A 26,112-nucleotide genomic window follows, 5' to 3' on the forward strand; every position below is an offset into this window, starting at 1 on the left:
GCGGAGCCTTCCGACTGAAAATTGTCGTTCCGGCCCCAAAGATACTAAAATATAGCCGCTTTCAAAACGGAAACGGGGAGCCATTTTGTCCAGGCTCCCCGTTTTCGGATTTTCCGCGGCTTGCGGGCGTCAGGGATTCACCTGCACCACCTGCTTCCAGTCCAGCTTTCCGGGTCTCCTCCAGCGAAATTCCCTTCACGGTGGCCGGGACCCCGATACCCGCCAGACCGCAAAGCGTGGGGTAGAGGTCGTACAGGTAACAGTAGGCGTCGCGCACGGTGTTCTGCGGGATTCCGGCCCGAAATCGGGGGGGGGGCGGCGACTATTCAAAAAACAACAAAATCCGGTCATACCGCAGCGGCGCAAGCCGAAAATGTCTTACCTTTGCCCGAAAGAACGGAACGAGCGAACGACATGGCGAAAATTCTGATCATCGACGATGAAGAGCAGCTGCGGCGGCTGATGGCGCGGATCATCGGGCTGGAAGGTTACGAGGTGGCCGAGGCTCCGGACTGCGCTTCGGGGATGAAAACGCTCCGCCGGTACGACCCCGACGTGGTGCTGTGCGACGTCAAGCTGCCCGACGGCAACGGCGTCGAGATGGTCGGCCGCATCAAGGAGGCCGCGCCGGCCACCGAAGTGATCCTGCTGACGGCCTACGGCAATATCCCCGACGGCGTGCAGGCCATCAAGAACGGCGCCTTCGACTACATCACCAAAGGCGACGACAACAACAAGATCCTGCCCCTGCTGAGCCGGGCCGCCGAAAAGGCCGAAATGCAGCGGCGGCTGACCCGCATCGAGAACAAGCTCTCCGAAGAGCACTCCTTCGACCGGATCGTCGGAGACTCGGAGGTCCTGCGCCGGGCCGTGGACCTGGCCCGCAAGGTCGCCGTCACCGACACTTCGGTGCTGCTCACCGGCGAGACGGGAACCGGCAAGGAGGTCTTCGCGCAAGCCATCCACCACGCCAGCCGCCGGGCGAAGGGGGCTTTCGTGGCGATCAACTGCTCGGCTTTCTCGCGCGAACTGCTCGAAAGCGAACTGTTCGGCCACCGGGCCGGCAGTTTCACGGGCGCCGCCAAGGACAAGAAGGGCCTTTTCGAAGAGGCCGACAAAGGCACGCTATTCCTCGACGAGATCGGGGAGATGCCCGTCGAATTGCAGGCCAAACTGCTCCGCGTGCTCGAAAGCGGCGAATTCATCAAGATCGGCGAAACACGCCCCACACGGGTTGACGTGCGCCTGATCGCCGCCACGAACCGCGACCTCGAAAAGGAGATCGCCGCCGGGAATTTCCGCGAGGACCTCTATTTCCGCCTCTCGGTGTTCCGCATCCACCTTCCCTCGCTGCGCGAGCGGCCCGGCGACATCGCCGGATATATCCGCGTCTTCGCGGCGCAGTTCGCCGACAAAATGGGACGTCGCATCGACTCGATCGACGCCGACTACATCGCCGCTCTCGAACGCCACACGTGGCACGGCAACGTCCGCGAACTGCGCAACGCCGTGGAGCGCAGCATGATCATGGCCGACGGCAACCGGCTCACGGCCGACTGCCTCGCGCCCGAATTCCACGCGGCGGCCGGCTCCGCCGACCCCGATTCGCTGGCGCTCGACGACCTCGAACGCCGCCACATTCTCCGGGTGCTGGAACACACCCGGGGCAACAAGGCCGAAGCCGCCCGCCTGCTGGGCATCGGCATCGCCACGCTATACCGCAAACTCGACGGCTACGGGGTGAAATAAGCCCCTCACCGTCTCATTCCGAGAGGGCCGCCCTATCAAAATGATAAGGCGGCCCTCTTTTTCGGCGCCCATACCTATCCGGCAAACAACTGCCTGTCAACGCATTGAATCCGGAGCATAAATTCCGGCATCCCCTTCGTATGCTTACGGGCAACAAACCCCGACGGCAAAATGGCAATCGTTATCCTCCTACTGATTTTCTGCGGCGCAATGCTGCTGCTGGACCTGATGCTGTGCGGGTTCGTGAAAAAAATGTCTAATTCAAAAAAACGAAGAGATGAATGAAATCATGCTGTTCCTGCTGCTCTGCGCCCTAGGTGCGCTGTGCTACGGATTCTATTTCAAATGTGTGGATTGGTTCGAAAAGATCTGACGCCCTATGTTTACAAGTCTCCTTATCTTGAGCATCCTCGGATTCGTCTATCTGATGTACGTGCTCGTCAAACCCGAAAAATTCTGAACCGATGAATACCGAAATTTCAGGCGTAATCCTGCAATGGACCCTTCTGGTGACGCTCTGCTACCCGCTGGGGCGTTACATTGCCAAAGTCTACCGCGGCGAACGCACGTGGCTCGACTTCATGGCTCCCGTCGAACGGGGCATCTACCGCTTCTGCGGCATCGACCCGGCCGTGGAGATGAACTGGAAACAGTTCCTCAAAGCGCTCCTGACGGTCAACCTCTTCTGGTTCTTCTGGGGCATGCTGCTGCTGGTCTTCCAGGGCTGGCTGCCGCTCAACCCCGACGGCAACCCGGGACAGTCGCCCGACCTGGCGTTCAACACCTGCATCTCGTTCATGGTCAACTGCAACCTCCAGCATTACAGCGGCGAGACGGGCCTGTCCTACTTCACGCAGCTGTTCGTCATCATGCTCTTCCAGTTCGTCACCGCCGCCTGCGGCATGGCCGCCATGGCCGGAATGATGAAGGCGCTGGCGGGCAAAACGACGAAGACCATCGGCAACTTCTGGGTCTTCCTCACCCGGAGCGTGACGCGCATCCTGATGCCGCTGTCGCTCGCCGTCGGCATCCTGCTCGTCATCAACGGCACGCCGATGTCCTTCGACGGCAAGCAAACGCTCACGACGCTCGAAGGCGCCGAACAGGTCATCTCGCAAGGCCCCACCGCAGCCATCGTGCCCATCAAACAGCTGGGAACCAACGGCGGCGGCTACTTCGGAACCAACTCGGCGCACCCGCTCGAAAACCCCAACGCCTTCACCAACATCCTCGAATGCTGGTCGATCCTGATCCTGCCCATGGCGATGGTCTTCGCCTTCGGGTTCTACACGCGCCGACGCAGGCTCGCGGCATGGATTTTCGGCGTGATGCTCCTGGCCTATACCGCAGGCGTCTTCCTCTCCGTCTGGCAGGAGACGGGCGGCAGCCGGCAGATCGACGGCATGGGCATCTCGCAGGAGCTCGGTTCGATGGAGGGCAAGGAGATCCGCATCGGCTCGGCCGCATCGGCCATGTGGGGCATGACGACCACCGTCACGTCGAACGGTTCGGTCAACTCGATGCACGATTCGCAGACCCCGTTGAGCGGCATGCTCCAGATGCTCAACATGCAGATCAACTGCTGGTTCGGCGGCGTGGGCGTAGGGTGGATGAACTATTTCGCATTCCTCATCATCGCCGTCTTCATCAGCGGACTGATGGTGGGCCGCACGCCGGAGTTCCTCGGCCGGAAAGTCGAGGCGCGCGAGATGAAGATCGCCACGCTGGTCGTGCTGCTGCATCCCTTCCTGATCCTCGTCGGCACGGGCATCTCGGCCGCCGTGGCCGCCGCGAACCCCGAAATAGGGTGGCTGAACAACCCCTCGTTCCACGGATTGAGCGAAATGCTCTACGAATACACCTCCTCGGCGGCCAACAACGGCTCGGGATTCGAGGGACTGGCCGACAACACGCCGTTCTGGAACATCTCGACGGGCATCGCCCTGATCATGGGCCGCTACTTCCCGATCGTGGGACAGGTCGCCATAGCCGGACTGCTGGCGTCGAAGAAGTGCATTCCCGAGAGCGCCGGCACGCTCCGCACCGACACGGGAACCTTCTCGCTGATGACCTTCGCCGTCATCATCATCGTTGCGGCCCTCTCGTTCTTCCCCGCGCTGGCGCTGGGTCCCATCGCCGATTACCTGACCTTCTAATCCTGTTACCGCTATGAAACGAAACAAAAATAACTCGCTTTTCGATCCTGTCCTGCTGCGCCGGAGCCTTCGCGCTTCGTTCACGAAACTCGACCCGCGGCAGATGATCAAGAACCCGATCATGTTCACCGTCGAGGCCGTCACCTTCGCCATGCTGCTGCTGATCGTCCGGATCGCCGTGACGGGCGACACGTCGCAGGGTTCGCTGCTCTACAACCTCGTGATTTTCGCCGTACTTCTCTTAACGGTGCTCTTCGCCAACTTCGCCGAGGCCATCGCCGAAGCCCGCGGCAGGGCGCAGGCCGACTCGCTGCGCAAAACCCGCGAGGAGACCCCCGCCAAACGCATCGAACCCGACGGACAGTCGCACATCGTCAGCAGTTCCGAACTGAAGCAGGGCGACCTGTTCGAGTGCGTCGCGGGCGACACCGTCGCCGCCGACGGCGAGATCGTCGAGGGCCTGGCGTCGATCGACGAAAGCGCCATCACGGGCGAATCGGCCCCGGTGATCCGCGAGGCGGGCGGCGACAAAAGCTCCGTCACGGGCGGCACGAAGGTCCTCTCCGACCGCATTCTCGTGAAAGTCACCGCGCGGCCCGGCGAGAGTTTCCTCGACCGGATGATCGCCCTGGTCGAAGGCTCCTCGCGCCAGAAGACGCCCAACGAAATCGCGCTGACGATCCTGCTGGCCGGGTTCACGCTCGTTTTCGTCATCGTCTGCGCCACGCTCAAGCCCTTCGCCGACTATGTGGGGGCCAATATCACCGTCGCGGCGTTCATCTCGCTGTTCGTCTGCCTGATCCCGACCACCATCGGCGGCCTGCTGTCGGCCATCGGCATCGCCGGCATGGACCGCGCCCTGCGGGCCAACGTCATCACCAAGTCGGGCAAGGCCGTCGAGACCGCCGGCGACATCGACACGCTGCTCCTGGACAAGACCGGCACCATCACCATCGGCAACCGCAAGGCCACGCGCTTCCATCCCGCCGACGGCATCGCCCCCAAGGCTTTCGTGCGCATGTGCGTGCTCTCGTCCGTCGCCGACCCGACCCCCGAAGGCAAATCCGTCGTCGAGCTGGGCGCCGCCGAAGGGGTCCGCACCGACCCGGTGACGATGGTCGGCGTGCGGATGGTGAAATTCACCGCCGAAACCAAGTGTTCGGGCGTCGACATGCCCGACGGACGCCGCATCCGCAAGGGAGCCGCCGAAGCGATCTTCCGCATCGCCGCCGAGCACGAAAACCCCTGCCCGGCCGGAATCGCAGCCACCGTGCGCACCATCTCCGAAAACGGCGGCACACCGCTCGTAGTCTGCGAAAACGAACGGATCACGGGCGTCATCGAGTTGCAGGACATCATCAAGACGGGCATCCGCGAACGCTTCGAGCGGCTGCGCCGGATGGGCGTGAAGACCGTGATGGTCACGGGCGACAATCCGCTGACGGCCAAATACATCGCCGAGAAGGCCGGCGTCGACGACTTCATCGCCGAGGCCCGTCCCGAGGACAAGCTCGAATACATCCGCCGCGAACAGCAGTCGGGCAAGCTGGTGGCCATGATGGGCGACGGCACGAACGACGCCCCGGCACTGGCGCAGGCCGACGTGGGCGTGGCCATGAACAGCGGCACGCAGGCCGCCAAGGAGGCGGGCAACATGGTCGACCTGGACAACGACCCCACGAAGCTGATCGAGATCGTCGAGATCGGCAAACAGCTGCTGATGACGCGCGGCACGCTCACGACCTTCTCCATCGCCAACGACGTCGCGAAGTACTTCGCCATCGTCCCGGCGCTGTTCATCGCCTCGATTCCGTCGCTCGGCGCGCTGAACGTCATGCACCTCCACTCGCCCGAAAGCGCCATTCTCTCGGCGGTGATCTTCAACGCCCTGATCATTCCGCTGCTCATCCCGCTGGCCCTGCGCGGCGTGACCTACAAACCGATCGGGGCCTCGGCCCTGCTGCGCCGCAACCTCTTTATCTACGGACTCGGCGGCGTGATCGTCCCGTTCGTCGGCATCAAACTGATAGACATGTTAATAAGTGTATTCTTTTAAAGCATTGCTTCAACTATGAAAAACCTTTGGATTTCACTCAAAATAACGCTGGCGATGTGTATCGTGCTCGGCGTGGGATATGTCCTCGTGCTGCGCGGCGTGTCGGCCGTCGCAGGCCCCAACGGCGGAGAGGCCGACGTGGTAACGCTCGACGGACAGGTCGTCGGCGCGGCGAACGTGGGGCAGCGGTTCACCGATGTCCGCTATTTCTGGAGCCGTCCCTCGGCCGTGGACTACAACGGCGGCGGTTCGGGCGGCAGCAACAAGGCTACGACCAACCCCGAGCACCTCGCCGGGGTGGAACAGCGCGTGCAGGACTTTCTCGCGGCGCATCCCTACCTCTCGCGTGCGGAGGTTCCCGCCGAGATGGTCACGGCCAGCGGCTCGGGCCTCGACCCCGACATCTCGCCCCGCGGGGCGCAGGCGCAGGTGCGCCGCGTAGCCGAGGCCCGCGGGCTGGACATCGCTACGGTACGGCATCTGGTCGACTCGCTGACCCAAAAACCGTGGCTGGGGCTTTTCGGCACGGAGAAGGTCAATGTGCTGCGCCTGAACGTCGCTTTGGAAGAACTGAACGAAAACTAATCGCAAACCATGAAAATAGATAAAACGATGAAACGCTGGGTATTCATTCTGATCGCCGCTTTGGCAATCTTTCTGACCGCCGACCTCTGCGCCCGGGAGCGCGGGGTGAAATTCTCGGGCGGAACCGACCTGGTGAGCACCTACGTATGGCGCGGCGTCCACGAAAGCGGCCCGGCTTTCCAGCCGTCGCTGACGATGAGCGCCGGAAACTTCTCGGCGACGGCCTGGGGTTCGGTCGATTTCGACAGCGCCTACAAGGAGATGGACCTCACGCTGGCCTACGCGCTCGGACCCGTGACCCTTTCGGTGGCCGACCTCTATTGGACCGGACACGCCGACGACCGCTATTTCGTCTTCGACAGCCGTTCGCCCCACCGCATCGAGGTGGGCGCCAGCTGGGTCGTTTCGGAAAAGGTCCCCGTCACGCTGTCGTGGTACACGGTTCTCTTCGGCGCGGCCGATGTGAACGACAGGGGCGAACGCGCCTATGCCTCGTATTTCGAGGCGGCCTGCCCGTTCACGGTGAAGACCGTCGACATGAAGGCCGGCGTGGGCATGGTTCCCTGGAACGCCGCCGCGACCTACCTCACCGGAGACCGCGGGTTCTGCGTGCAGAACGTCTTCCTCAATGCCGGAAAATCATGGACCATCAAAGGGACGGATTCGATGTCGGTCGGCGTTTTCACCAACCTGATCTGGAATCCGGCCCTGGACGACGTTAACTTTGTGGGAGGCATCTCCTTCCGGATGTAACCGATGGAGAGGCAGGACAGCGTTCAGCGGTTTCTGGAACTGATCCGGCGTTCGCACCGCGGCAAGTTCAAGGTCTACATCGGCATGAGCGCCGGCGTGGGCAAGACCTGCCGCATGCTGCAAGAGGCCCGCCAGCTGCTCGACGCGGGCGTCGACGTCCGCATCGGCTACATCGAAACGCACGGCCGCGCCGGAACGGAAGCCCTTGTCGAAGGGCTTCCGCTCGTGCCGCGCCGCAGACTCTTCTACAAGGGCAAGGAACTGGAGGAGATGGACACGCAGGCCATCGTCAACCTCCGCCCCGAGATCGTCGTCGTGGACGAACTGGCCCACACCAACATCGAGGGGAGCGAAAACCCCAAGCGGTGGCAGGACGTGATGCAGATTCTCGACGCAGGGATCAGCGTCATTTCGGCCGTCAACATCCAGCATATCGAGGGGCTGAACGAGGTCGTCGAGGAGATCACGGGCATCGAGATCCGCGAGCGGGTCCCGGACAGCGTGCTGGCGATGGCCGACGAGGTGGTGAACATCGACCTCACGGCCGACGAGCTGATCGAACGGCTGAAAGCCGGAAAGATCTACCGCCCCGACAAGATCGCCGCGGCGCTCGGCAACTTCTTCACGCAGGACAACCTGCTGCAACTGCGCGAACTGGCGCTGAAAGAGGTGGCGCTGCGCGTGGAGAAGAAGGTGGATAGCGAGGTGACCGGTTCCGAAACCTTCCGGCGCGACAAACTGCTGGCCGTGATCGACTCCTCCGAAAAACGCGCCCGCCGGGTCATCCGCAAGACGGCGCGCATGGCCACGCACCTGAACGCCGCCTTCACGGTGCTCTACGTGCAGGGCGACCGCGAGGCCGACGACCGCATTCCGCTGGCCCGGCAGCGTTACCTGATCAACAACCTGAACCTCGCCACGGAACTCGGCGGCGAAGTCCGCCGCATACGCTCGAACTCCCCGGTGGAGAGCATCGCCGGAGTGTGCCGGGAGCAAAAAATAAACATCGTCTGCATCGGGCGTCCCGAATTTTCACTATTTTCGCTGTTGAAAAGCGCAATCCGCCTGCGGCGTCTGACCGTCCGGCTGTCGCGCATGAACATCGACCTTTTCATTTTTTCATAAGCCATGAGAATACAAAGGAGAATCACCCTGGGCATCGGCATTCTTTTCACCATGATCCTGCTGCTGGGCATCCAGTCGGTCGGCTACGTCCGCCAGCTGTCGCGGGCGACGGGAACCATCCTCGCCGACAACTACAACTCGCTGCAATACGCCGGGGAGATGCTGCGGTCGCTCAACGACATCGGGCAGGATTCCATATCGCGGCACGCCCTGCGCGAAAACCTCGCCCTGCAACAGCAGAACATCACCGAGATCAGCGAGAAGGAGACCACCGCGGCGCTCGAACGCCACGTCGCTTCGTTGAGCGACCCGGTCACCGAAGCCGAAATCCGGACCGTGCGCGAAGACCTGTTCCGGATCATGGAGCTGAACATGGCGGCCATCCGCGCCAAGAGCGCCGGGGTGGAGCAGCGCGCCGACTACGCCATGTGGTGGCTGATCGCCGTCGCCGCGCTCTGCGCCCTGATCGCCGGGGGCATCCTCGTCTGGTTCCCGCAGTCAGTGCTGCGTCCGATCGACGCGCTGAAAAAGGGGATCACCCAGATCGCCAACCACAACTACCGGGAACGGCTCGATTTCCCGGGCAACCGCGAGTTCGAATCCGTCGCCGAGTCGTTCAACGACATGGCCGCCAAACTCGACGAATACCGCCGCAGTTCGCTCGACGACCTGATGACCGCCAAAAAGCGCATCGAGGCGATCGTCGACACGCTGCACGAGCCGATCGTGGGGCTGGGTCCCGACCGCAGAATCCTCTTTATGAACCGCGAGGCGTTCTCGGTGCTGAACCTCCGGGAGGACGCCGTCGGGCGCGACGCCGCCGAAGTGGCGTTGTCGAACGACCTGCTGCGGCGGCTCGTCCGGGGAGTGAACGACACGAAGAAGGACGCCGACAAGGAGCCGCTGAAAATCTACGCCGACAACAAGGAGAGTTATTTCCAGGTGGAGAACACGCCGCTTTACATCACTCCCGTCGGCGGGCGCGAACAGCAGTTCGTCGGCAACCTGATCGTCCTGAACAACGTCACCCGCTTCAAGGAGCTGGACTCCGCCAAGACCAACTTCATCTCGACCGTCTCGCACGAAATGAAAACCCCGATTTCGTCGATCCTGATGAGTTTGCAGCTGCTCGGCGACGACCGGCTGGGAACGCTGAACGGCGAGCAGAAACAGCTCGTCACGAGCATCAAGGAGAGCAGCGACCGCCTGCTTTCGATCACGAGCGAACTGCTGAACATGACCCAGATCGAGACCGGCAAACTTAAACTGATACCTAAAGTAACCAAGCCTATCGAACTGATAGACTATGCTGTAAAGGCTACGCAGGTTCTGGCCGAGAGGTTCTGCTGTTTCGTCGAGGTGGACTATCCCGAAAAGATCTCGAAACTCTTCGTCGACAACGAGAAGATCGCCTGGGTCATCACCAACCTGCTGTCGAACGCCATCCACCATTCGCCCGAACGGTCGCGCATCATCGTCGGCGCCGTACAGCGCGAAAAGGCGGTCGAGATCTACGTCCAGGACTTCGGGCGCGGCATCGACCCGCGTTACCACAAGAGCATCTTCGAGCGCTATTTCCGCGTCCCGGGAACCAAGGTGCAGGGCAGCGGGCTGGGGCTGGCCATCTCGAAGGAGTTCGTCGAAGCGCACGGCGGCACGATCTCGGTCGAGAGCGAAATCGGCCGCGGCAGCCGCTTCTCGATTCTGCTCCCGGCCTGAAAAACTACCCGCCGCCCGCTTCGGAGACTGTTCGGAGCGCCGCGAACAGACGAAATTCCTTACTCCGTCTGCGCCATCAGCCGGGGTCCTGCCTTGACGGCGGCGGGAAAGCGGCAGGGCACGGCGCTGTCCGCCTCGGAGGTAAGGATCACGACCGGCATACCGACGTAGACATACTTTTTCACCAATTCGAGCAAATCGCTATTGTTCAACCGGACGCACCCTTCGGTTGCACGCGTGCCGATCGAGGCGGGATCGTGGATTCCATGGATACCGATGCCGCGGTGACCGGGCGTTTTCAGACGGATGAAATGCGAACCGTAGGCCCCTCTGATCTCCCCCTTACCGTCGCCAAAATCGTGCGTCCATGCGCTTGCGTCCTGAATCTGCTGGACGGAGAAAAGCCCTTCGGGCGTCTTCATATCACCCGGCTTCTCCTTGTTGCCCAGCGCCCGCCCGCAGGCAATGGGATAGACGGCCCGCAAGCAGCTGTTGAAATCGTAAACCGCAAGAGTCATCGACTCCTTGCAGACAGCAATAAATGCCGCCCCCGAAGGCGGCGTCTGCTGTGCACGTACGTCGACGGCGCAGAACAGCGCACATGCAAAAAAGGTACATAAGATTGTTTTCATAAGTGCAAAGATACGATTTCCCGGAGAAAATCCGCGGCATCGGCCCGGAAAGTCACAGGCTGTCTTCCGAAAAGACACCAATAGCCTCCGTATGAACAAAAACAGGAATTCCGGCATCATATTCGCCCAACTCTTTCGTTTAAATAGCATATCGGCGAAAAAATCGTATTTTTGCGCCGATATACCGGATACCAGGCAAACAATTCCGGATTTGGAAACAACATGAAACTATCACGCGAGAAAATCGTGCAGCAGGCGGCCCGCGCCGGCCGCCGTACGTTGCAACTCGGCGAAGAGGCAGGCGGCAGAATCCGCCGTCTGTCGAAACGCTCCTGGCTGATCCTGGCCGGAATAGCCGTATTGACTGTCGGAGGGCTTTGGTGGTGGCTGCGCCCCGAACCCGTAAAACCCATATTGCCCGTGGTCCAGGTCGAGCCTGCCGAAACCGACGACATCGAACTCTACGGCGAATACGTGGGACGCATCCGCGCCCAGCAGTTCGTCGAAATCCGCGCCCGGGTGGAGGGCTTCCTCGAAAAAATGCTTTTCGAGGAGGGAACCTACGTCAAGAAGGGGCAGCCGCTGTTCATCATCGACCCCAAGCTCTACGAAGCCCGGGTAAACAAGGCGAAGGCACAGCTGAACAAAGACAAGGCTCTGGAACTCAAGGCCGACCGCGACCTGAAACGCATCCGCCCGCTCTACGAGCAGAACGCCGCGAGCCAGCTGGACCTCGACAACGCCATCGCCTCCTACGAAAGCGCCACGGCCTCCGTGGCGATGAGCGAGGCCGACCTCACGCAGGCCGAAACCGCCTTGAGCTACACGACCGTCAGTTCGCCGCTGTCGGGCTATATTTCCGAGCGCAGCGTCGACATCGGCACGCTCGTAGGTCCCAACGGCAAATCGCTGCTGGCGACGGTGGTCAAGAGCGACACCGTGCGCGTGGACTTCAGCATGACGGGACTCGACTACCTCAAAAGCAAGGCCCGCAACGTCAACCTGGGCCAGAAGGACTCCACCCGCAAGTGGGACCCCTACATCACCATCACGCTGGCCGACAACACCCAGTATCCGCTGCGCGGACTGGTCGACTTCGCCGATCCGCAGGTCGACCCCGAAACGGGAACCTTCTCCGTGCGCGCCGAAATGGCCAACCCCGACCGCATCCTGCTGCCGGGACAGTTCACGAAGGTGCGCCTGCTGCTCGACGTGCGCGAAGACGCCACGGTCGTGCCGACCAAGTCGGTCGTCATCGAGAAGGGCGGCGCCTACATCTTCGTCATACGGCCCGACAGCATCGCCGAACGCCGTCTGATCGAACTCGGCCCCGAGGTCAACAACCGGGTGATCGTCGAACGCGGCGTCGTTCCCGGCGAGAAGATCGTCGTGGAGGGTTTCCACAAACTGACGCACGGCGACAAGGTCGACCCCGTGCCGGTCCCCGAAAAAAGCAGTGCAACCGAGACGGAGGCGTCTGAAAAATAGCGAGCCATGAAATCGGATTTCTTTATCGACCGGCCCGTGTTTTCAACCGTCCTGTCGGTGGTCATCGTGATCGTCGGCCTGTTAGGACTGGTGATGCTCCCCGTGGACCAGTATCCGCGCATCGTGCCCCCGGTGGTCAAGATCTCGGCCTCCTATCCGGGAGCCAGCGCCCAGACCGTGACGCAGGCCGTGGCGACGCCCATCGAACAGGAGCTGAACGGAACCCCCGGCATGCTCTACATGGAGTCGACGAGCAGCAACTCGGGAGGTTTCTCCGCCACCGTGACCTTCGACATCGACACGGACGCCGACCTGGCGGCCGTCGAGATTCAGAACCGCGTGAAGCAGGCCGAGGCGCGCCTCCCGGCCGAAGTCATCCAGAACGGCATCTCGGTCGAAAAGCAGGCTTCGAGCCGGCTGATGACCATCACGCTGCTGTCGAACGACCCCAAGTTCGACGAAATATACCTCTCGAACTACGCCACGCTCAACGTGCTGGACATGTTGCGCCGCGTGAAGGGCGTCGGCAGCGTCTCGAACGTCGGCAGCCGCTACTACGCCATGCAGATATGGGTGCAGCCCGACCGGCTGGCCAACCTCGGGCTGACGGTGCAGGACCTGCAAAAGGCCCTCAAGGACCAGAACCGCGAATCGGCGGCGGGCGTACTGGGCCAGCAGCCCGTCACGGACCTCGACGTCACGATCCCGATCACCGCCCGCGGACGCCTTTCGTCGGTGGGCGAATTCGAGGAGATCGTCGTCCGCGCCAACCCCGACGGATCGCTCATCCGCCTGCGCGACGTGGCGCGCATCTCGCTCGAAGCCTCGTCGTACAGCACCGAGAGCGGCATCAACGGCGGCAATGCGGCCGTGATGAACATCAACATGCTGCCGGGCGCCAACGCCATGGAGGTGGCGCGCTCGGTGCGCGAGACGATGGAGGAGATCAGCCGCAGCTTCCCCGAAGGCATCTCCTACAAGATACCGTTCGACATGACCTCCTACATCTCGCAGTCGATCAGGGAGGTCTACCACACACTGTTCGAAGCCCTGCTGCTGGTGATCCTCGTGGTTTTCCTCTCGCTGCAAAACTGGCGCGCGACGCTCATCCCGACCATCGCCGTGCCGATCTCGCTGATCGGTACGTTCGGCGTGATGCTGGCATTCGGATTCTCGCTCAACATGATGACCCTGCTGGGCCTGATCCTGGCCATCGGCATCGTCGTGGACGACGCCATCGTGGTGGTGGAGGCCGTCGAGCGCATTATGAACGAGGAGGGGCTATCGCCCTACGAAGCCACGAAAAAGGCCATGAGCGGACTGGGCAGCGCCATCATCGCCACATCGCTGGTGCTGTGCGCCGTGTTCGTTCCCGTGAGCTTCCTTTCGGGCATCACCGGCCAGCTCTACCGCCAGTTCACCATCACGATCGCCGTGTCGGTGCTGATCTCGACGTTCGTGGCCCTGACCCTCTCGCCGGCCCTCTGCGCCCTGATCCTGCGTCCCGATTCGGGCAAGCGGAAAAACCGCCTCTTCCGCCGCATCAACATCTGGCTGGGCAGCGGAACGAAGTTCTACGAGCGGATGATCCGCGGCGGCGTGCGCCACTCGAAACGCATGCTGGCGCTGTTCGGACTGACTCTCGTGGCGCTGTGGGCGCTCAACAAGATCGTACCCCAGAGCTTCATGCCGCAGGAGGACCAGGGCTATTTCACCGTCGAGCTGGAACTTCCGGAAGGAGCCACGCTCGAACGCACGCGCCGCGTGACAGACCGCGCCATGAAGTACCTGATGTCGCTCGAAGACGTGGAATATGTGCTCAACGTCACCGGATCAAGCCCCCGCGTGGGCACCAACCAGTCACGCAGCCAGTTGACGGTGATCCTCAAACCGTGGGAGGAGCGCAAAAGTTCGAACATCCGCCGGCTGATGAACGACATCCGCGAGGAGATGCGCCGTTATCCCGAAAGCAAGGTCTACCTCTCGACGCCGCCCGTCATTCCGGGACTGGGCGCCTCGGGCGGGTTCGAAATGGTGCTCGAAGCCCGCGGCAACGCCTCGTACGGCGACCTTCAGCGGGCCGTGGACACGCTGCTGCACTACGCCTCGAAGCGCAAGGAGCTGACGGGACTCTCGTCGTCGATGCAGAGCGACATCCCGCAGCTCTATTTCGACGTGGACCGCGACAAGGCCCAGATGCTCGGCGTCCCGATGGCCGACATCTTCTCGACGATGAAGACCTTCACCGGATCGGTCTACGTCAACGACTTCAACATGTTCAACCGCATCTACCGCGTCTATATCCAGGCCGAAGCCCCGTACCGGGCGCAGCGGGAAAACCTCGGGCTGTTCTTCGTCCGGGGCGCCGACAAGGCGATGATTCCCATCACGGCGCTCGGCACGACCTCCTACACCACGGGACCGGGCACGATCCGCCGCTTCAACATGTTCAACGCGGCGACCATCTCGGGCGAGGCGGCGCAGGGATACAGTTCGGGGCAGGCCATGGCCATACTCGAACAGATCGCACGCCGCCACCTGCCGTCGACGATCGGCGTCGAGTGGAGCGGACTTTCCTATCAGGAAAAGCACGTCAGCGGCCAGACGGGCTACGTGCTGGCGCTGGCCTTCCTCTTCGTCTTCCTGTTCCTCGCGGCGCAGTACGAGAGCTGGCTGATCCCCGTGGCGGTGATCCTCTCGCTGCCGATCGCCGGCATCGGCGCCTACCTGGGCAACTGGGCCTGCGGACTGGAGAACAACATCTATTTCCAGATCGGACTGGTGATGCTGGTGGGTCTGGTGGCCAAGAACGCCATCCTGATCGTCGAGTTCGCCAAGGACGAGGTCGAAAAGGGCCGCGACATCCTCACGGCCGTCATCCTGGCCGCGCGCCTGCGCTTCCGGCCCATCGTCATGACCTCGCTGGCCTTTATCCTCGGCATGCTGCCGCTGGTCTTCGCCAGCGGACCCGGGTCGGCCAGCCGCCAGGGCATCGGCACGGGCGTTTTCTTCGGCATGCTCGTGGCGATCACCGTGGGCATCGTCTTCGTACCGCTCTTCTTCGTCTGGGTTTACAAACTGAAAGAAAAATGGACAACACGATGAAACGAAGCGCAACATATCTCCTCGGAGTGCTTCTGCTGCTCGCGGCGGGAAGCTGCTCCGTGCAGAAGAAGTGCAAGGCTCCGCAGCTCGACATGCCCGCGGAGATCGTCGCCGGGCAGAGCGACACGCTGACGCTGAGCGACCGGAAGTGGTGGGAGGTCTACACCGACACGACACTCTGCCGGCTGATCGGCCGCACGCTCGACCGCAACCGCAACATGCTCTCGGCCGAGGCGCGCATCCGCCAGCTGGAGGAGCTTTACCGCGTAAGCAAGGCGGCCCGGCTGCCGTCGCTGGGCGGGCTGGCCGCTGCCGACTACGAGACCAACGACTACTACGGCGAAGCGCACAAGGGCGACGCCGAGTTCGACGTGAAAGCCACCTTGAGCTGGGAGGCCGACCTGTGGGGCAACCTGCGCTGGGCCAAGCGCAAGGGCGCGGCCGAATACCTCGCCTCGGTCGAGGCGGCGCGCGCCATGCAGATGACGCTCGTGGCGGAGGTCGCCACGGCCTACTTCGAGCTGGTGGCTCTGGACCACGAACTGGGCGTCGTACGCCGCACGGTGGAGACCCGCGAGGAGAGCGTGCGTCAGGCGAAACTGCGTTTCGAAGGAGGACTGACCTCCGAAACGGCCTACCAGCAGGCGAAGGTCGAGCTGGCGAGCGCCTCGGCGCTGATTCCCGACCTCGAACTGCGCATCGCCCAGAAGGAGAACCAGATTTCGGTGCTCGCGGGCGACTATCCCTCGCGCGTGGCGCGCTCGAAGATGGACATGAACGTCCGGATGCCCGACTCGCTGCCCGTGGGCCTTCCTTCGACGCTGCTGCAACGCCGTCCCGACGTGCGGCAGGCCGAGCAGAACCTCAAGGCGGCGATGGCCTCGGCGGGCATGGCCTATGCCGACCGGTTCCCGCGGCTGACGATCTCGCTGACGGGAGGGCTCGAAAACGACGCGCTCAAGGGACTGATCAATTCGCCCTTCTCCTACGCCGCCGGCAACCTCACCGCGCCGCTGTTCGCCTTCGGATCGAAGCGTGCGAAATACCGCGCGGCGCTGGCGGCCTACGACCAGGCGCGGCTGGCCTACGAACAGAAAGTGCTGGAGGTTTTCCGCGAAGTGAACGACGCCGTGACGGCCTACCGCAACATGCGCAGGACGGCCGAACTGAAATTCAACCTCAAGGAGGCGGCCCGGCAATACGTCGTGCTGGCCAAATTGCAGTATATCAACGGCGTGATCCGCTACATCGACGTGCTCGACGCCCAGCGGAAGTTCTTCGACGCACAGGTCGAGGAGAGCAAGGCGGTGCGCAACGAGCACCTCGCGCTCGTGGGGTTGTACAAGGCCCTCGGGGGCGGGTGGCAGCCGTCGGATGCCGAAAAAAAGGGTTGACCGGAAATGGTCAACCCTTTTTCTTCCCCAGTTTGGCCCGGATGCGGCTCAACGACTGCGGCGTGATCCAGAGGTAGGAGGCGATGTGCTTCAGCGGCACGTATTGCAGCAGTTCGGGGCTTTCCTCCATCAGCGTCCGGTAGCGCTCCTCGGCCCGCGGAGCGCCGCCCGAGAGCATCCAGTTTTCGAGCGCCAGGAACTGCTCCTCGAAAAGCCTCCTCCCGAAATTGGCCGCTCCGGCCGATCGGGCGAAAAAGGCCTCCAGGTCGGCTTTGGAGATGCCGTAAAGTTCGGCGTCGCACATCGCCTCGATGGAGATTTTCGAAACCTCGTTGCCCACGTAGCCCCACGTCGAAAAGAGCGCCTCGCCCTCGCCGGCGAACCAGACCGAGACATCCGCGCCGTCGTCGAGATAGTGCCCCAGCCAGATGCCGCGGCTCACGACGTAGAAATCGGAATTCCGCTCGCCCTGACGGACGACGCACTCCCCCTTGCGGAACACGCGCCGTTCCATCAGCCCGATCAGCCGCAGGCAGTCCGCCGCGGGCAGGTTGTATTTCCTGCTGAATTTCTCGATAAACGCCTCCATGCCTTACAGGTTTGAGGCCGTAAAGATAGCACAAAAAACAAATTTCCGGTTTCGTTTCAGCGGCAAAGCCACGCTGCGACCCTCCTAAAACGCGCTTTTTAAGCGGGTCCGCCCGTAAATCGCCGCAACGACCGCGAAGGTGAGCGCCTCGGCCAGCGGCACGGCCAGCCAGATGCCCTCCACACCCAACAGCAGGGGCAGGCCGAAGAAACACGCCGCCATGAAGACGAATCCCCGCAGGACGGTCACGGCCATCGCCGGACGGGGCCGCTCGACGCTCTGGAAATAGCCGATCGAGACGATGTTCACCGCAAAGAAAACGAATCCCGAAGCGAACAACGGAAGCCCCCGGACGGCAATCGCACAGGCGGGGCAGGAGCTGTCGATGAACATGGCCACGATCCAGCGGCTGAACAGCGCCGTAAGGCCGAAGAACCCCAGTCCGGCCGCCACGGCCGTCAGGAGCGCCAACCGGAAGGCCTTGCGCACGCGCGCGCCGTTTCCCGCACCGAAATTGTAGCTCAAAATCGGCTGGGCCGACTGCCCGATGGCGTTGTAGACCATGAAGATGATCGGGAAAAAGTAGCAAGCGATGCTGAACGCCGCCACGCCGTCCTCGCCCAGATAGCGGATGAAAACGTAGTTCCCGGCGAACATCATCATGGCGATGGCCCCCTCGCAGAGGAAGGTCGAAAGCCCCAGCCGGCACATGTAGCCCACATTGCGGAGGGTCAGGCGCATGCTCTTGCGGCTCGTCTTCACACGGCACAGGCGCACGACGTTGCGGCGGCGTCCCAGGTAGCCGAGGATCATCCCCGCACCCACGATATAACCGAGGCTCGTGGCCAGCGCCGCACCCGTCATGCCCCAGCCGAGGATGAAGATGAAAACGTAGTCCAGCACGATGTTGATGACCGCCGGAACGGCGTTGCAAAGCATCGCGTAGTTGGGCGACCCGTCGAGCCGGATGAAGAACATGCCCGAGCTTAACAGCGCGCTGAAGGGCAGGAACGGCGCGAACCAGTGCATGTACTCCACGGCCAGCGGAAGGAGCCGTTCGGAGCTGCCCAGCAGCAGGGCCACCTCACGGGCGCAGGAAGTGATCAGGAAGCTGTACGCCGCCAGAAGGAGCGACGACACCGCAACGGCCTGCGTGACGTTGATGCGCGCCGCCTTGACCTTCCCCTGCGCAAGGTGGATCGACGCCACGACCGACGCCCCGACGCCGAACATCAGTCCGACGCCCGTGCTGATGAGGAACAGCGGCGCGGTGATGTTGACGGCGGCCAGCGCGTCGCTGCCGATGCCGCGTCCCACGAAAATCCCGTCCGTGATCACGAAAACGGCCGAGAAAACCATTCCCAGAACGGTGGGGATCAGCAGTTTCCGAAAAAGCTTCGGAATCTCCATGCTGCCGAAATCAATACTGTCTTTCATCGCATTCGTTTTTTGGAGTGCAAAGATACTCGCTTCCGGCCGGGCGAAAGTTAACATTTGGTAAAAAAAGCCCCTCCCGACGGGAGGGGCCTCGCAAGCCGGAATCAGAGCGTACCCTGCTTGAGCTGCTCGACGAAACGGTCGATGCGCCGCAGCTGCTGCGGAATCTTGATCGACTGCGGGCAGTGCGACACGCACTGGTTGCAGCCGATGCAATGGCTCGCCTGCCGGAGTTTGGGAACCGAGCGGTCGTAACCGATGAGGAACGCCCGGCGGGCCTCCCGGTAGCCGGGGTCCTGCCGGTCCTTGGGCACGTTGCCTTCGTTCACGCAGCGGTTGTAGTGGGCGAAGATCGCCGGGATGTCCAGCCCGTAGGGGCAGGGCATGCAGTACTGGCACTCGGTGCAGGGCACGGTGGGGTATTTGAGCATCAGCTGCGCGGTATCTTCGAGCAACGCCAGTTCCTCGCCGGTGCAGGGTTCGAGCGGCGAATAGGTGCGGATATTGTCCTGAAGGTGCTCCATGTAGGTCATGCCGCTCAACACAGTCAGCACTCCGGGCCAGGAACCCGCGTAGCGGAAGGCCCACGAAGCGGTGCTCTCGGTCGGACGGCGCTCCTTGAGCCGTTCGACCAGATGGTCGTTCAGCCGCGAAAGGCGCCCGCCGAGCAGCGGCTCCATGATCACGGCCGGGATGCCGCGCTTCTCCAGCTCGCCGTAGAGATATTCGGCATTGACGTTTCTGTCCGAAGCATGCTTCCAGTCGACGTAGTTCATCTGGATCTGGACGAAATCCCACCGCGCCTCGCCGCTGTCGTGCATGGCCAGCAGGTGGTCGAAGACCTTCTGATCGCCGTGGAACGACCACCCGAGGTTGCGGATGCGCCCGGCCTCGCGCTCGCGCAGCAGAAAGTCGAGCACGCCGCAGTCGATAAAACGTTCGTTGAACGTCTCGATGCCCTTGTCGCCGCCCACAGCGTGCAGCAGATAGTAATCCAGATAATCCGTTTGCAAGTCGCGAAGCGACCGCCGGTACATCTCCTCCGAATCCTTGAATATCCGAGCGGGAGACATTCCCCGCCCTGCCATACGGTGATTGGACATCTTCGTGGCGATGAACACCTTCTCGCGCGGATGGCGTTTGAGGGCGATACCCGTCGATTTTTCGGAAAAGCCCTGTATGTAGACGGGGGCCGTGTCGAAATAGTTGACCCCGTGGGCGATGGCATAATCGACCAGCTCGTTGACGGCCTCCTGGTCGATCGGGTTGCCGTCGGCCGCCGGCGACTCCAGCAGGGGCCAGCGCATGCAGCCGTAGCCCAGCAGCGACACGCGGTCGCCCGTCGAGGGGCAGGTCCGGAAGGTCATCCGATCGGTCGGGACCTCACCCGCGGCGGCAGCGCTCGGCGCCGTACCTTTCGTCTTACAGCCGTAAAGCCCAGCCGTTGCGGCGGCCGCGCCGACACCGAACGTTTTGAGGAATTTCCGGCGGTCTATCTTTTTCTTCTCCATTTTTTTCTTGCGTTTAGACGATTCTGTGGCGCGAATGGCCTTCGACATAAATGGCGCTGAACGGACGCGCCGGACAGAGATTCTCGCAGGCCCCGCAGCCGATGCAGCGTTCTTCGTTCACGGCGGGGATGCGCGGCGACTTGGGGTCGTCGGGGTCCCGGCGCACCATCTTGATCGCCCCGGCAGGGCAATGGCGCGCACAGTTGTTGCAGCTGACGCCGTCGGTGTTGACCTCGCAATTCTCCGCAATCCACACGGCATGGCCGATCTGGATCGACGATTTCCCGGCGAGGTCGGTCAGGCGGATGGCGCCCGTGGGGCACACCTCGGCGCACTTCGTGCACTCCGGACGGCAGTATCCGCGCTCGAACGACATTTCGGGCTGCATGAGGGTCATCAGCTTGCCCGACGGACGCAACACCTGATTGGGACACACCGAAACACACAACTGGCATCCCGTGCAATGGGCGTTGAAGTGCCGCAGGCTCTGCGCTCCGGGCGGAACGACGGGCGTGGCACGGTTCGGAATCTTCTTGTCGACGATCACCGCCAGCCCGCCGTCGACCTTCTTCTCCTGCGCCCGGAGCGCGGAGTAGGCCACGATGCCCGCCAGGCCGAGGAACCGGCGGCGCGAAGCGTCGGAAGGCGTCTTTGCGGCGTCGGCCGCCGGTCTCTGCGGCGCGGGAGCCGGGTCCGGTTTCCGCCGCCGCAGCGTATAGGTGATGGCCCCCTGGCGGCAGTTTTCGAGGCAGTCCATACAGGCCACGCAACGGCTGTAATCAATTTTATGCGCCGCAGGGTCGATACACGACGCCTTGCAGTTGCGGGCGCAGAGCTTGCATCCGTTGCACTTCGAGGTGTCGAAACGCGGTTTGAACAGCGAGTAGCGGGCGAGGAATCCCAGCACCGTGCCCACCGGACAGATCGTATTACAATAGGTGCGGCCGCTGCGCCACGCAAGAACAAACAGCACGGCGAACGTCACGACGGCAACAAGCAGCGTGGAGAGACTCTTCATCCAGACGTCGACCGAATAGAAGGCGTAGCTGTCCATGCGCCCGGCGATGTATGCCAGCAGGTTGTTGCCCCACGCGTAGACCGGGGCCAGCAGGTTCGAGGCGATGCGGCCGTAGGCGCTGTAAGGCGCGAGCAGCGAACCGACACCCGCCAGCATCGCAGCGACGAACACGACGAGCATCCCCCGGCGCAGCCAGGTGAGGGCGGGGGAGTACGCGAAGCGGTTCCGGTGCTTTCTGCGCTTCCCGGAGGCCCACGAAACGATGTCCTGCATCACCCCCAGCGGGCAGATGACCGAACAGTACACGCGGCCGAAAAGAAGCGTCAGGATCACCAGGAACGCCACGACGCCGACATTCAGGGCCAGCAGGGCGGGCAGGAACTGGATTTTCGCCATCCAGCCGAACCACGCGTGAAGCGTTCCGGTAAAATCGAGGAACAGCAGCGTCGTCAGCACGAAGAAAAAGGCCGCGGCCGCAATTCTGATTTTTCGTAACATAGATTCAAATCTGAATCAAGTGAATTTATTTCGGAACTCATGTCGTATCGGGCCGTCGCCGTGGCCGCCGGGCCGCCCGAGACGGGGTTTTGGAGGTGGACCGGATTCGGGAGCGACGCCACCGGCGGCGAACAGGGCCAGCGGATTGATTTCAATGCAAATTACTCAACCATTCAACCGTTTCGGGATCGCGGTGATCCAGAAAACTGCTCTCCGGACGGTCCAGCGAGGCGATCACAGCCATGTCCTCGGCATCGAGCGCGAAGCCGAACACGTCGAAATTCTCCGCGATACGCTCCGCATGCACCGACTTGGGAATGCAGACCACACCGCGCTGAATCAGCCAGCGCAGCACCACCTGCGCCACCGTCTTTTTGTACCGGGCGGCGACCGCCAGCAGGACTTCGTTCGAGAACAGCCCGTTCTTGCCCTCGGCGAAAGGCGCCCACGACTCGATCTGCACGCCCTTCGTGCGCATGAACTCCGCGGCGGCGGTCTGCTGGTGGAACGGATGGGTTTCGACCTGATTGACCGCCGGCGCGACCTCGTTGTGCAGAATCAGGTCCTGAAGGCGGTCGGGGTAGAAGTTCGACACACCGATGGCGCGGATGCGGCCCTCGCGGTAAAGCTCCTCCATGGCGCGCCACGAACCGTAGACGTCGCCGTAAGGCTGGTGGATCAGATAGAGGTCCAGATAGTCCAGCCCCAGCTTCGACATCGACTCCTCGAACGCCTTTCTGGCAGGCTCATAACCCGCGTCGCTGATCCACAGTTTCGTGGTGATGAACAGCTCTTCGCGGGGAACGCCGCTGCGATGGACGGCACGTCCCACGGCCTCCTCGTTGCCATAGGCCGCGGCGGTGTCGATCGAACGGTAACCGATCTTCAGGGCGTCGCCGACCGCCCGTTCGCAAACCTCCGGGTCCGAAATCTGATAAACGCCGAAGCCGAGGACCGGCATTTCGACGCCGTTGTTCAATTTTACGTATTCCATACCTCACTACTTTTTTATTTTTCCGGCAAAACTTCGTTCAGGCACGCAATGCCGTTCAGCGTGCGGGGATAACCGATATAGGGCAGCAACTGGGTCACGACGGCCAGCAGGGTGGCCTTGTCGTTGCCTATGTTCGCATTTCCGGCGATGTGGCCCTTCACCTGCGATTCGCAGCCCCCGAGCGAGACGAGCATCGAGAAGGTCAGCAGCTCGCGCATCTTCACGTCCAGGCCTCCGCGGGTCAGGAAATCGCCGAAGCAGTTGTCCGACAGGTAACGCTGGATGTGCTTCTGGTTCGCGGGGGCCGCCTCGCGCATCCCGTCGATACGCTCCGCGCCGAAAATCGACCGCTGCACCGCCAGCCCCTTTTCGAAGCGGTCCGCGGACGAGGTCGTCGACTGCCCCGCAAGCGGCAGCGTCACGCCGCGCGCCTCCAGCACCTCGTTCGTAATCCCTACGAAGTCGGCGACCTTCGCCATGCCGACGTAGGGAACGGCCTGATAAAGCGTCTCCTTCACCTCGACGGGCGTCACTCCGGCGTTCAGCGCGCCTTCGAGCGTCGTCCGGTAGGCGGTCCGGCCCTGCGAGGCGATGTTCGAGGCCAGGATGCACAGCATGCGCGTCCGCGTGTCGAGCTGGCCGTAGGCGGTCACTTCGCCGAGCGCAAAGTTACCAAAAATTTCAAATAATTCGGGGTCCGCATCCCCAAGTTCCGGTATTCCGCCCGGAAACAATTCGGCCAGGCGGCGTCGGGCGTCTTCACCCAAGCGGGAGGCCGGAGCCGGGACGGAAGCCGTCGCTGCCGCATATTGCGCGTCGTCGACCGGTTCGAGCCATGTATTCTCGTTGGTCGCGGGATTGCACGCGACGGCCAGATGCGAGAACCAGCTGTCGGGAGCCGCGCCGTGCCAGTGGACCACGTCGGGCGCGATCTCCACGATGTCGCCCGGAAGCAACGCCCGGGCCGGACGGCCCTTCTCCTGATAATAGCCCCGGCCCCCGACGGCGATCAGGAGCTGGCCGCCCGTATGGCTGTGCCAGTTGTTGCGGCATCCGGGCGAAAAGGTGACGTTCGACACGGGCGCGTTCAGCCGCTTGTCGTCCGTCAGCGGAGCGAGCCAGGCCTGCCCGACAAAGTACTTCGAAAACTGTTCCGGCAGTTTGTCGCCCACGGGAAACGGGCTGACTTTTTTCGGTATTTCCATATTTTGAGCATTTAAGGATTGCAGGATTCCGTCCGAAAAAAGGGCTGCGGCGGTCAGGGCCGCGAAAAGGATTCGTTTCATCGGTTCAAAAGAATGGTTTCACGATGCAAAAATAGGGTATTTCTCGCAACGGTTCCGTACCCCGATTACGGTTCGGCATACCATTATTACGGAGCGGCGTCATTTTCGGTCGGGTGAAGACCGTCTGCACGCAAAACCGGTTCTGCGCCCCAGACACAGAACCGGATCAAAAACGGATCGGCAGACGACTGCCTCCGAAACCGGCGTCTCGCACACCGGGAGTGAGGGGGGGGGTCAGCCCCGCCGGCCCTGATTGGCGACGGCCTCCATCAGGGAGGCGATCTCGGCCGGGTCGCCCAGGAAATAGTCCTTCACACAGCCCAACCCCTCGTCGAATTCGAAGACGTAGGGCACGGCAGTCGGAAGGTTGAACTCCGAAATGGCCTCGTCCGAAATCCCTTTCAGGTTCTTGATGATGCCCCGCAGGCTGTTGCCGTGAGCCACCACCAGCAGTTCGTCGTGGCGGGCCAGCGCCGGGAGTATCTCGCACTCCCAGTAGGGCATCGTGCGGGCCACGGTGTCTTTCAACGACTCGGTGCGGGGCAGCGCGGCGTCGGGAATCCCGGCGTAACGGGGATCGAAGCGCGGATTGCGGGGATCGTCCTCCGGAAGCGGCGCGGGGGCCACGTCGTAGCTGCGGCGCCAGACGTACACCTGCTCGTCACCGTATTTTTCGGCCGTATCGCGTTTGTTCAATCCCTGAAGCATGCCGTAGTGCTTCTCGTTGAGCCGCCAGGTCTTCGTCACCGGAATCCAGTCCCGGTCCATCCTGTCGAGCACGACGTCGAGGGTCTTCACGGCCCGTTTCAGATAGGAGGTATAGGCGCGGCCGAAATGAAAACCCTCCTTGCGGAGCGTCTCCCCGGCTTTGACGGCCTCGGCGACGCCCTTCTCGCTCAAATCCACATCGGTCCACCCCGTGAACCGGTTTTCCCTGTTCCAGACGCTCTCGCCGTGGCGGAGCAAAACGATCTTTTTCATAACTGTCCGACTGCGTTTTCCGGTTCGGCGCGCACCTCGTTCTCCAGACGCCGGCATTCGCTGAAGTCCTTGATGTTCTGCATCGTGGTGCGTGCTATATTATCCACTGCTTCACGTGTGAAGAAGCCCTGATGCGAGGTGACGATCACGTTGTTGAACGACAGCAGGCGCGCCAGCACGTCGTCGTCCATGATGCGGTCGGAAGTGTCCTCGTAGAAGTACCCGGCCTCCTCCTCGTATACGTCCAGTCCGGCGGCGCCGATCTTCTTCTCTTTCAGTCCGTCGATCAGCGCCTCGGTATGGATCAGCTGACCGCGGCCCGTGTTGATGAGGATCACGCCCGGTTTCATGCGCGAAATGGCCGCGTCGCCGATCATGTAGCGCGTCCGGTCGGTCAGCGGACAGTGGAGCGAAACGATGTCCGCACGGGCGTAAAGCTCGTCGAGCGGCACGTAGGCGATGCCCGCCTCCGCGGCGTACTGCGGATCGGGAAACAGATCGTTGGCCACGACCTCCATGCCGAACCCCTTGAGAATGCGGATCAGCTCGCGGGCGATCCTGCCCGTGCCGACGATCCCCGCGGTCTTGCCGTACATGTCGAAACCCATCAGCCCGTGGAGCGAGAAGTTGCCGTCGCGCGTGCGCCAGTAGGCGCGGTGTATCTTGCGGTTGAGCGCCAGCATCAGCGCCACGGCGTGTTCCGCCACGGCGTGCGGCGAATAGGCCGGAACCCGCACCACGGGAATCCCGTAACGGGCCGCGGCGTTCAGGTCGACGTTGTTGAAGCCCGCACAGCGCAGCGCGATCAGCTTCACGCCCATCCCGGCCAACTGGCGGATGGTCCCGGCGTCGGCCGTGTCGTTGACGAAGATGCAGACCGCATCGGAACCCTGCGCAAGGGCCACGTTATTGGCGTTCAGGTGGCTGCGGTGGTAGCAGATGTCGAACCCGTAGGTGTCGCGGATGCGGTCGAACGACTCCCGGTCGTAGGGCTGCGTGCCGAATAGCGTTATTTTCATAGTTGCACTTTTTTAAT

At 62.4% G+C, this 26,112-nt stretch carries 19 protein-coding genes and 2 pseudogenes; 11 read left to right on the forward strand and 10 right to left on the reverse strand.

Annotated features, from left to right (window positions below; genetic code table 11):
- The first annotated feature begins 414 nt into the window (after positions 1–414).
- The 8 genes from DWW03_RS03415 (at position 415) to DWW03_RS03450 (ending at position 10,143) form a co-directional block, all read left to right on the forward strand.
- Complete coding sequence (locus DWW03_RS03415) at positions 415–1,749, forward strand: sigma-54-dependent transcriptional regulator (RefSeq protein WP_022061628.1); 1,335 nt, start codon at positions 415–417, stop codon at positions 1,747–1,749.
- 379 nt (positions 1,750–2,128) lie between these two features.
- Entirely contained in the window at positions 2,129–2,209 is an 81-nt protein-coding gene (locus DWW03_RS03420) for a potassium-transporting ATPase subunit F (RefSeq protein ID WP_015546182.1), read from the forward strand.
- 4 nt (positions 2,210–2,213) lie between these two features.
- Positions 2,214–3,905 carry a potassium-transporting ATPase subunit KdpA gene (kdpA, locus tag DWW03_RS03425; RefSeq protein WP_022061625.1) on the forward strand — a complete coding sequence of 564 codons (1,692 nt, stop codon included), beginning with the start codon at positions 2,214–2,216 and terminating at the stop codon, positions 3,903–3,905.
- A 13-nt stretch (positions 3,906–3,918) separates the two neighbouring features.
- Positions 3,919–5,961: a potassium-transporting ATPase subunit KdpB gene (kdpB, locus tag DWW03_RS03430; protein WP_022061624.1), complete on the forward strand. Its 2,043-nt coding sequence runs from the start codon at positions 3,919–3,921 to the stop codon at positions 5,959–5,961.
- A gap of 15 nt (positions 5,962–5,976) precedes the next feature.
- Positions 5,977–6,546, forward strand: coding sequence for a potassium-transporting ATPase subunit KdpC (kdpC, locus tag DWW03_RS03435; RefSeq protein WP_118406317.1), 570 nt, complete (start codon positions 5,977–5,979; stop codon positions 6,544–6,546).
- Positions 6,547–6,651: 105 nt separating this feature from the next.
- Entirely contained in the window at positions 6,652–7,299 is a 648-nt protein-coding gene (locus DWW03_RS03440; protein WP_118406338.1) for a hypothetical protein, read from the forward strand.
- Between the two features lie 3 nt (positions 7,300–7,302).
- Positions 7,303–8,424: a sensor protein KdpD gene (locus DWW03_RS03445; protein ID WP_015546187.1), complete on the forward strand. Its 1,122-nt coding sequence runs from the start codon at positions 7,303–7,305 to the stop codon at positions 8,422–8,424.
- 3 nt (positions 8,425–8,427) lie between these two features.
- Entirely contained in the window at positions 8,428–10,143 is a 1,716-nt protein-coding gene (locus DWW03_RS03450; RefSeq protein WP_118406318.1) for an ATP-binding protein, read from the forward strand.
- A 59-nt stretch (positions 10,144–10,202) separates the two neighbouring features.
- On the opposite strand, the gene DWW03_RS03455 is transcribed toward DWW03_RS03450, so the two are convergent.
- Positions 10,203–10,775, reverse strand: coding sequence for a L,D-transpeptidase (locus tag DWW03_RS03455; protein ID WP_118406319.1), 573 nt, complete (start codon positions 10,773–10,775; stop codon positions 10,203–10,205).
- Between the two features lie 222 nt (positions 10,776–10,997).
- Here DWW03_RS03455 and DWW03_RS03460 point away from each other — a divergent pair, with 222 nt between their 5' ends.
- Genes DWW03_RS03460 through DWW03_RS03470 form a run of 3 tightly spaced genes read left to right on the forward strand, consistent with a single transcriptional unit; the run spans position 10,998 to position 16,762 of the window.
- The gene (locus DWW03_RS03460; RefSeq protein WP_118406339.1) at positions 10,998–12,263 is read left to right on the forward strand and encodes an efflux RND transporter periplasmic adaptor subunit; all 1,266 of its coding nucleotides are present in this window, start codon (positions 10,998–11,000) and stop codon (positions 12,261–12,263) included.
- 6 nt (positions 12,264–12,269) lie between these two features.
- Entirely contained in the window at positions 12,270–15,368 is a 3,099-nt protein-coding gene (locus DWW03_RS03465) for an efflux RND transporter permease subunit (protein WP_118406320.1), read from the forward strand.
- A complete protein-coding gene (locus DWW03_RS03470; RefSeq protein WP_022061616.1) occupies positions 15,365–16,762 on the forward strand; it encodes an efflux transporter outer membrane subunit in 1,398 nt (465 codons plus the stop codon). Before DWW03_RS03465 ends, DWW03_RS03470 begins: the two co-directional genes overlap by 4 nt.
- 10 nt (positions 16,763–16,772) lie before the next feature.
- On the opposite strand, the gene DWW03_RS03475 is transcribed toward DWW03_RS03470, so the two are convergent.
- The 9 genes and pseudogenes from DWW03_RS03475 to DWW03_RS03510 form a co-directional block, all read right to left on the reverse strand.
- Positions 16,773–17,351 carry a Crp/Fnr family transcriptional regulator gene (locus DWW03_RS03475; protein WP_022061615.1) on the reverse strand — a complete coding sequence of 193 codons (579 nt, stop codon included), beginning with the start codon at positions 17,349–17,351 and terminating at the stop codon, positions 16,773–16,775.
- Between the two features lie 84 nt (positions 17,352–17,435).
- Positions 17,436–18,788: an MATE family efflux transporter gene (locus DWW03_RS03480; protein WP_015546194.1), complete on the reverse strand. Its 1,353-nt coding sequence runs from the start codon at positions 18,786–18,788 to the stop codon at positions 17,436–17,438.
- Positions 18,789–18,892: 104 nt separating this feature from the next.
- Positions 18,893–20,299, reverse strand: coding sequence for an aldo/keto reductase (locus DWW03_RS03485; protein ID WP_118406321.1), 1,407 nt, complete (start codon positions 20,297–20,299; stop codon positions 18,893–18,895).
- A gap of 13 nt (positions 20,300–20,312) precedes the next feature.
- Positions 20,313–20,939 (reverse strand): annotated as a pseudogene (locus DWW03_RS17040) (4Fe-4S dicluster domain-containing protein); the annotation flags it as partial.
- 65 nt (positions 20,940–21,004) lie between these two features.
- Positions 21,005–21,815, reverse strand: a pseudogene (locus DWW03_RS17045) (4Fe-4S binding protein); the annotation flags it as partial.
- Between the two features lie 151 nt (positions 21,816–21,966).
- Entirely contained in the window at positions 21,967–22,809 is an 843-nt protein-coding gene (locus DWW03_RS03495; protein WP_022061360.1) for an aldo/keto reductase, read from the reverse strand.
- 14 nt (positions 22,810–22,823) lie between these two features.
- On the reverse strand, positions 22,824–24,014 hold the full coding sequence (locus tag DWW03_RS03500; RefSeq protein WP_394798552.1) for a cupin domain-containing carboxymuconolactone decarboxylase family protein: 1,191 nt from the start codon (positions 24,012–24,014) through the stop codon (positions 22,824–22,826).
- 315 nt (positions 24,015–24,329) lie between these two features.
- Complete coding sequence (gpmA, locus tag DWW03_RS03505) at positions 24,330–25,076, reverse strand: 2,3-diphosphoglycerate-dependent phosphoglycerate mutase (RefSeq protein ID WP_015546199.1); 747 nt, start codon at positions 25,074–25,076, stop codon at positions 24,330–24,332.
- On the reverse strand, positions 25,073–26,095 hold the full coding sequence (locus tag DWW03_RS03510) for a 2-hydroxyacid dehydrogenase (protein ID WP_022061358.1): 1,023 nt from the start codon (positions 26,093–26,095) through the stop codon (positions 25,073–25,075). The genes gpmA and DWW03_RS03510 overlap by 4 nt, the downstream gene beginning before the upstream one ends.
- Positions 26,096–26,112 lie beyond the last annotated feature (17 nt).

The organism is Alistipes sp. AF14-19 (assembly GCF_003461645.1).
GTDB classification, from domain to species: domain Bacteria; phylum Bacteroidota; class Bacteroidia; order Bacteroidales; family Rikenellaceae; genus Alistipes; species Alistipes shahii.